The organism is Paenibacillus gorillae, assembly GCF_000513275.1.
Classification (GTDB): Bacteria; Bacillota; Bacilli; order Paenibacillales; family Paenibacillaceae; genus Pristimantibacillus; species Pristimantibacillus gorillae.
In genome coordinates this window covers 1-3,298 of record NZ_CBVJ010000019.1, presented here as the reverse complement: position 1 = coordinate 3,298, position 3,298 = coordinate 1, and the positions used below count along the sequence as shown (strand labels likewise).

The following is a 3,298-nucleotide window of genomic DNA, read 5'->3' as shown; positions in this document are numbered from 1 at the left end:
GGCCTTATAAGGCCAATGGGCTTTATTCATTGAATTCTCAATTAAACATACCTCCTATGTACCGCTGTAGCCGGTCGGACATCTCATTCCGACAACATGCCGCAACAGCGCATACTCAGATTTATAACCGCGCAGGATAACTTCGTAAAATATACCATCGTCACTCCGCTTAACCTCTATAATCTGCATTCCGAGCTTCCAAACACGCTGCCGTACTTCTCGTATATCTTTCTCAATCACTTTTAGCACCATTTCTCCACTAAGGAAAAACAGTGTCTTTATGGAGTATTCAGATTGTTTGATCTTCTCATTATTATTGATGACCGCATCCCGTACAAAAGGCAGTATACAGTAATCTCTAACTAATCGGTATTCTTCCTCAGTTATGTGATTGCTCACTTAATCACCAAAAAGGAACATTTGCTCTTGTTTTAATAGGAATCTATTAATATCTCAAGATTCCATTTCAAAATCGCAAGCGTTTGGGAATTTACTTCAATATCAATTCTATTCGTGATAGCCAAAATGATTTGATTGGTATAGAATGGATTGGGTCAATTAACTACATAAGGAGAATAATATGAAAAAATCCCTATTATTTCTTGCCACTACTATCGCAGCCATCTCAATTACTGGTTGTAGCACAACAACTAATATCGATTCTTCAAAGATCAATAATTCCCCATCTGTCACTGCGCAACCTACAGTTGATTGGAACGCACAAGTTAAAACTATCGCTACTAAAGACGCTAGTACAACTGAAAAATTCGACGAAGTCACAATGCTGGCCCGCAAATATACCGTAAGAAAAGAACAATTGAAAGAATTTGAAAAGTATATTCTAGATGAATATAAGCAAGGAAATTATTTAAAAGACATAAGCAACGACGAATATATGCTCAGCAATATATTTATATCTACAGTTGTCGAAAGGCACTACGATGATAAAGACGCATTGCCAATAGATAGATTCGCTTTTGATTTTCTCCAAAATACTAAGTACACTTACCGTGGCGCAGATACAGTCGATAGCGATTCAGTTAAATCAAATGAGGAACAAATGAATAAAGCAATAGAGTCAATAAAATAAAAAAAGCCCGTCAGCTGGTCAAGCCCCAATATTGTATACAATGAAAAAAGCCCTATGAACTGAACTATTTAAATGACAAAGCGGCAGACCAAAATATGGTCTGCCGCTTCAATGATTGAACTATAGTCATCGTTAGCGTAATCAGGAATTAATGGAATAATTTATCAATCCCAGGATAATCTCTTTCATACATGGTGTAATTGAAAATCGTCTATCTCTACATCATCTAACGACCAATACAAGATTGTTTCCCTATGCAAATCAATATCACTAATTAAATGTCCCTTTAACTTTTTCCAAATTCCATCCTCGATCTTTCCTTCTGTCAGTGCGTCATCAAATGACGATATGATCAAGCTCATTAATGCGAATTTTTCACTTTGGTTATATTATTTCATTAGACCTTTGCACACGAATGGTGTTTCTCGAATTATTTGAGTTCAACTAACGTTCCCAGTTAACCTAATGTTCCTCTGAGTTTTTCCAAATCATGATAAGGGTTTGAGATGTTATCTCCAACTTCATTAATTGTGTCAGTTATTTCGTTCAGTATTTTCTCATTCTTAACATCATTTATTGATGTAGAAATAATCTTAAAGCATTCCACCAGTCCAAGGTTTACAACAATCGAAAGAATTGTATCTACATCCTCATAAGAATCGATATTCCACAACTTGCATAAAACTTCATCAACATTGCTTCGGATTTCTTCTTTCAATAACTCGTATGTCATTACTTGCCTGTCAGTAAGTTGAATAAGCGATGACAGAAAATCTCCTTTTTCAAACTTACCGGTTTCATAATTCTCTAGAACATTGTGATAGTAAGAAGCTAAAGTCTCCGTCGATAAATAATCAGGTAAATCATTGATTTCTTTTAGGTTCATCTTTACCTCTTTTAATGTTACGACGTGGATGCCGATCGTATCTAGTCCGCTGTCAGGGGTTGTTATTAAGCTATCGTTCCGCGTTAGTTCAACAAGTCACTCTAATTATCAAACCAAAAGACCATACGTACATTCTCAGGCTTGTCAATTTTACTCAAACGAGGAATAAATTCATTCACAAAAGGGATTACCAACGCTTCGAGAGGAAAGATTTGGTTACCGTCATCCTCGATTTTTTGTTGCCAATCATATTCGAGAAGTTCTTTTAAATTAAGCCAACTTCTTGTATGTGCGTCCCCGTTTTCCTCGTCGCTTCGAATTTTCACTTTTGGGCTTACATCGTCAGGGAGTCCCTTTGGCAACGATATAGGTTGAATATTATATCGATTTCTTACATTCGCTAATATCGCAAATAATAGATAATTTCTATCTGTCCAATATTTTTTCCGAACTTCCGTTACTTCAAAGTAAGGGTCATTTGACCATTCATCTATGCTATTCCATTCAGTCATCAAAGGATTGTCATTTTTGATTGTTTTTTGCTCGATATATACATGAATGTCGGTCCCCATCTGCTTCCCTACCTTTCATTAACGAAATTCACCTTAAGTTCATCAAGCCCCCTTAACTTTAACACATATTGGAACTAAACTGCCCATTAGCCTAATGAAGTCCTGTTCTAACAGTTGTTTTTTCTAACACGCTCATGCTGTACATTGTAGTCGATAATCAATTGGTGTCTGTTTTTTAAATTTAATTTGGATTCGTTCATTATTGTAAAATCGAATGAACCCCTCAATTCGTTGTTGAACCTCGCCAATTAAACTACTATCATAGGGTTAGAATGCTTCCGCCTTCAGATAAGAGAAAAACTCTCCATTACGGCGTTCTCTATGCAATTGCCCCTGTGCGACATGCTGACAATCCTAAAGATTTGGAGATACTCTGCCATCTGATTGTGCGACTTGATAATTACTAAAGTAGGGACATTAGCACGAATAATAGATCTAATACCCATTTCTTGCATTAGTCGTATTACTTTCTTATGGTTCACCGTTGTACTGACGTTCTAAGTCACCTTGAATCCTCCTACAGCCGTATGTTCACTCATTCTGTATATATATCGCCTTGATGCGTTGCTTGATTTCTCCATCAGGGTCTGCTTGTTTGCGCTTAATATATCGATAGTAAGCGCTTCTCCATACATCAAGCAAATCACATAGCAGGGACATTGGATGATGAGACTTAAAATTCACCAAATGGAGCTTCTAATTGCTTTTGTTTGTTCCAACTCCGCTAGTGAAAATAGACATGGACAGTTT

At 36.6% G+C, this 3,298-nt stretch carries 5 protein-coding genes; 1 reads left to right on the top strand and 4 read right to left on the bottom strand.

Features of this window, described 5'->3' with window-relative positions; genetic code table 11:
• Nucleotides 1-54: 54 nt before the first annotated feature.
• On the bottom strand, nucleotides 55-399 hold the full coding sequence (locus TY10_RS32650; protein WP_042160367.1) for a YhjD family protein: 345 nt from the start codon (nucleotides 397-399) through the stop codon (nucleotides 55-57).
• Between the two features lie 181 nt (nucleotides 400-580).
• Here TY10_RS32650 and TY10_RS02780 point away from each other — a divergent pair, with 181 nt between their 5' ends.
• Entirely contained in the window at nucleotides 581-1,090 is a 510-nt protein-coding gene (locus TY10_RS02780; protein WP_052350318.1) for a hypothetical protein, read from the top strand.
• Between the two features lie 457 nt (nucleotides 1,091-1,547).
• Here TY10_RS02780 and TY10_RS02775 read toward each other — a convergent pair whose 3' ends face one another.
• The 3 genes from TY10_RS02775 to TY10_RS32440 form a co-directional block, all read right to left on the bottom strand.
• A complete protein-coding gene (locus TY10_RS02775; protein WP_042160365.1) occupies nucleotides 1,548-1,976 on the bottom strand; it encodes a hypothetical protein in 429 nt (142 codons plus the stop codon).
• Between the two features lie 101 nt (nucleotides 1,977-2,077).
• Nucleotides 2,078-2,548 (bottom strand): hypothetical protein, encoded by a 471-nt coding sequence (locus tag TY10_RS28600; RefSeq protein ID WP_052350317.1) that lies wholly within the window; start codon nucleotides 2,546-2,548, stop codon nucleotides 2,078-2,080.
• Nucleotides 2,549-2,680: 132 nt separating this feature from the next.
• Nucleotides 2,681-2,797, bottom strand: a complete 117-nt coding sequence (locus TY10_RS32440; RefSeq protein ID WP_081735078.1) for an IS3 family transposase — start codon at nucleotides 2,795-2,797, stop codon at nucleotides 2,681-2,683.
• Nucleotides 2,798-3,298 lie beyond the last annotated feature (501 nt).